This is a genomic window from Neisseria sp., from assembly GCF_041804105.1.
GTDB lineage: Bacteria > Pseudomonadota > Gammaproteobacteria > Burkholderiales > Neisseriaceae > Neisseria.
The window spans coordinates 1-3,657 of the sequence record NZ_JBHCJY010000046.1; the positions used below are offsets into that span (position 1 = coordinate 1).

At 51.9% G+C, this 3,657-nt stretch carries 4 protein-coding genes; all 4 read left to right on the forward strand.

The genetic code is table 11. The features are described from left to right. Window positions 1-1,777 (forward strand): 2-oxoglutarate dehydrogenase E1 component (locus tag ACEYDX_RS04625; protein ID WP_373740862.1); only part of this gene is annotated, 1,777 nt, incomplete at its 5' end. Window positions 1,778-1,841: 64 nt separating this feature from the next. Then, complete coding sequence (gene odhB / locus ACEYDX_RS04630; RefSeq protein WP_373740863.1) at window positions 1,842-3,035, forward strand: 2-oxoglutarate dehydrogenase complex dihydrolipoyllysine-residue succinyltransferase; 1,194 nt, start codon at window positions 1,842-1,844, stop codon at window positions 3,033-3,035. 85 nt (window positions 3,036-3,120) lie between these two features. Then, the gene (locus tag ACEYDX_RS04635; RefSeq protein WP_257067436.1) at window positions 3,121-3,390 is read left to right on the forward strand and encodes a hypothetical protein; all 270 of its coding nucleotides are present in this window, start codon (window positions 3,121-3,123) and stop codon (window positions 3,388-3,390) included. A 154-nt stretch (window positions 3,391-3,544) separates the two neighbouring features. Further along, a partial coding sequence (locus ACEYDX_RS04640) for an FAD-dependent oxidoreductase (RefSeq protein WP_373740864.1) occupies window positions 3,545-3,657 on the forward strand: 113 nt, incomplete at its 3' end.

The following is a 3,657-nucleotide window of genomic DNA, read 5'->3' on the forward strand; positions in this document are numbered from 1 at the left end:
GGTATTGATTCACGGTGACTCCGCCTTTATCGGCTTGGGCGTTAACCAAGCAACGTTCAACCTTTCCAAAACACGCGGCTATACCACCGGTGGTACCATCCACTTGGTTATCAACAACCAAATCGGCTTTACCACATCCGATACCCGCGATGTACGCTCTACCGTGTATTGCACAGATATTGCCAAAATGGTGGAAGCCCCCGTATTCCATGTGAACGGCGACGATCCGGAAGCCGTATGCTTCGTGGTGCAGGCGGCGTTGGATTACCGCAAGCAATTCAATAAAGACGTTGTTATCGATTTGGTTTGTTACCGCAAGCTCGGCCATAACGAGGGCGACGATCCCACACTGACTCAACCGATGATGTATAAAAAGGTTGCCAAGCATCCCGGTACCCGCGCACTGTATGCCGATAAACTGCTGGCTGAAGGTGTGATTAAAACGGAAGAGGCCGAAAACTTTATCCAAGCTTATCGTGATGCTTTGGACAAAGGCGAGCATGTCGAGCAAACACGCCTCACCGACTACGAAAGCAAACACCGTGTGGATTGGTCAAAATACCAAGGCCAAGACTGGCGCGAGCAAGTGGAAAGCGGCTTATCGGCGGCGGATATCCAACGCTTGACAGACAAATTTACCGAAGTGCCTGAAGGTTTCGCTTTGCACAATACTGCAAAACGCGTATTGGAAGCGCGTAAATCAATGGCGGCGGGTGAACAGCCGATAGACTGGGGTATGTCGGAAACGCTGGCATACGCGGCGCTGGTAACCAATGGCACGGGCGTGCGTATTTCCGGCGAGGATTCTGGACGCGGCACATTCTCACACCGCCATGCGGTTTTGCACGACCAAAACCGTGAGAAAAGCGATGCGGGTGCTTATATTCCGCTTCGCCATATGGCGGAAAACCAAGCAAACTTCTTGGTGATTGATTCCATCTTGAACGAAGAAGCCGTTATGGCCTACGAATATGGCTTTGCCTGCTCGGCGCCCGATAAACTCACTATTTGGGAAGCGCAGTTCGGCGACTTTGCCAACGGCGCGCAAGTGGTTATCGACCAATTTATTTCTTCAGGCGAAACCAAATGGGGCCGCTTGTGCGGGTTGACTACCATCCTGCCGCACGGTTATGACGGCCAAGGTCCCGAGCACTCTTCGGCACGTTTGGAACGCTGGTTGCAATTGTGTTCCGAGCAGAATATGCAGATTGTGATGCCGTCTGAAGCATCGCAGATGTTCCATATTTTGCGCCGCCAAGCTTTGCGTTCATACCGTAAACCTTTGGTCATCTTCTTGTCTAAACGCTTGTTGCGTTTCAAAGATTCAATGAGCCCGCTGGAAAACTTCGCCGAAGGTTCGACCTTCCGTCCGGTTATCGGCGATACGGCCGAGCGCGCCGACAACGGCAGCGTGAAACGCGTTATTCTGTGTGCCGGCCAGGTTTATTACGATTTGGCGGCAGGCCGTGCGGAGCGCGGGCTGGAAAACGATGTTGCCATTGTGCGTGTGGAACAGCTGTATCCGTTCCCGTATGAAGAAGTTCAGGCAGAGCTGGCAAAATACCCCAACGCCAAAGATGTGGTGTGGTCGCAGGAAGAACCGCGCAACCAAGGCGCTTTCCACCAATTACGCCACCGTATCGAAAAAATCTTGGGCGAACAGCAGAAGCTGGGTTATGCAGGCCGCCCGGCCAGCGCGTCGCCGGCAGTCGGCTATATGAGCAAACACGTTGCCCAGTTGAAACAGCTGGTTGAAGATGCAATAACTTTAAGCTAAACCATTTAAGGCCGTTTGAAACCGATTTGATTATTCAGACGGCCTCACACCACCGGAGAATAAAATGATTGTTGAAGTAAAAGTACCCGTTTTGTCTGAAAGCGTATCCGAAGGCACTTTGATGTCTTGGCATAAAAAAGTGGGGGAATACGTTGAACGCGACGAAATCCTGATTGATGTTGAAACCGATAAAGTCGTATTGGAAGTGCCGTCGCCGCAAGCGGGTGTTTTGGTTGAAATTATTGCCCAAGACGGCGAAACCGTTGTAGCTGAGCAGCTGCTGGCCAAAATCGATACCGAAGCCAAAGCCGAAGCCGGTGCTTCTGCGCCGGCAGCAGAGCAAGCCGCCGCTCCCGCAGCACAAGCTCCTGCTTCCAATACGCAAGCCGGCGTAGCGATGCCGGCGGCCGCCAAACTGGCTGCCGAAAAAGGCGTAGATATCGGTAGCGTACAAGGCTCGGGCCGTGACGGCCGGGTGTTGAAAGAAGACGTGCAGAATGCCGCCGCAGCTCCCAAAACCGCAGCCGCAGCACCTGCCGCTCCGGTGCCTGCCGGTGCGCGCCCTGAACAGCGTGTGCCGATGAGCCGCCTGCGTGCCCGCGTAGCCGAGCGCTTACTGGCTTCCCAGCAAGAAAACGCGATTCTTACCACTTTTAATGAAGTAAACATGAAGCCGGTAATGGATTTGCGCAATAAATACAAAGAAAAATTTGAGAAAGAGCACGGCGTTAAGTTGGGCTTTATGTCGTTTTTCGTAAAAGCCGCCGTGGCCGCGCTGAAAAAATATCCGGTTGTCAATGCTTCTGTAGACGGCAACGATATCGTTTACCACGGGTATTTCGATATCGGTATCGCTATCGGCAGCCCGCGCGGCTTGGTTGTGCCGATTCTGCGCGATGCAGACCAAATGAGCATCGCCGATATTGAAAAAGCCATCGTCGATTACGCCGTAAAAGCCAAAGACGGTAAAATCGCATTGGAAGATTTAACCGGCGGCACGTTCAGCATCACCAACGGCGGTACATTCGGTTCGATGATGTCCACACCCATCATCAACCCGCCGCAGTCTGCCATTTTGGGCATGCATGCCACCAAAGAGCGTGCCGTGGTAGAAAACGGCCAAGTAGTGGTGCGTCCGATGATGTATTTGGCGCTTTCTTACGACCACCGCATCATCGACGGCCGTGAAGCCGTGCTGACTTTGGTAACCATCAAAGACTTGTTGGAAGATCCTGCACGTCTGTTACTTGATCTGTAATTCGCAAAATCTGCGGTTTTCAGACGGCCGGATGCGAAAGGCCGTCTGAAAAGCGCTATAGCTGAATGTTAAGATAGGGGGAAATATGAAATATCTGCTTCTTTTATCCGCTTTGGCTTTAAGTGCCTGTGCGGCAACCCATCAGGAAGAATACTTGGTATCGGCCTATGACGGTAAAGGGCGCTTGCTCAGCAAGCGTGTGCAATTGGGCAGCAATAAAGCAGGCGTGCCGTTGGCGCGCGACACTTTGTGTAAAATACACCCGAGAGCCGTTATCCGCGTGCATACAAAAGGCAGCAAGCAGCTTGCCGAGGATTTCAAACCTTATTCATGCAGTTTGAAGAAAGAGATCTGAAAAAGCCACACGGCAAGTTCCGGAAATATCCGGTTTGTTTGGCCAATTCGCACTATCAATTTTGTTTTCAGAAACTTCTTTCGATAATTATGCCGTCTGAAAAGTGCCCATGGTTTCAGACGGCACCATACAGATAAAGAGAAAAGGATTAAACATGTCTCAGTTCGACGTAGTCGTTATCGGCGCAGGCCCCGGCGGTTATATCGCCGCAATCCGTGCTGCGCAACTCGGTTTCAAAACCGCCTGTATTGATGCGGGCGTAAACAA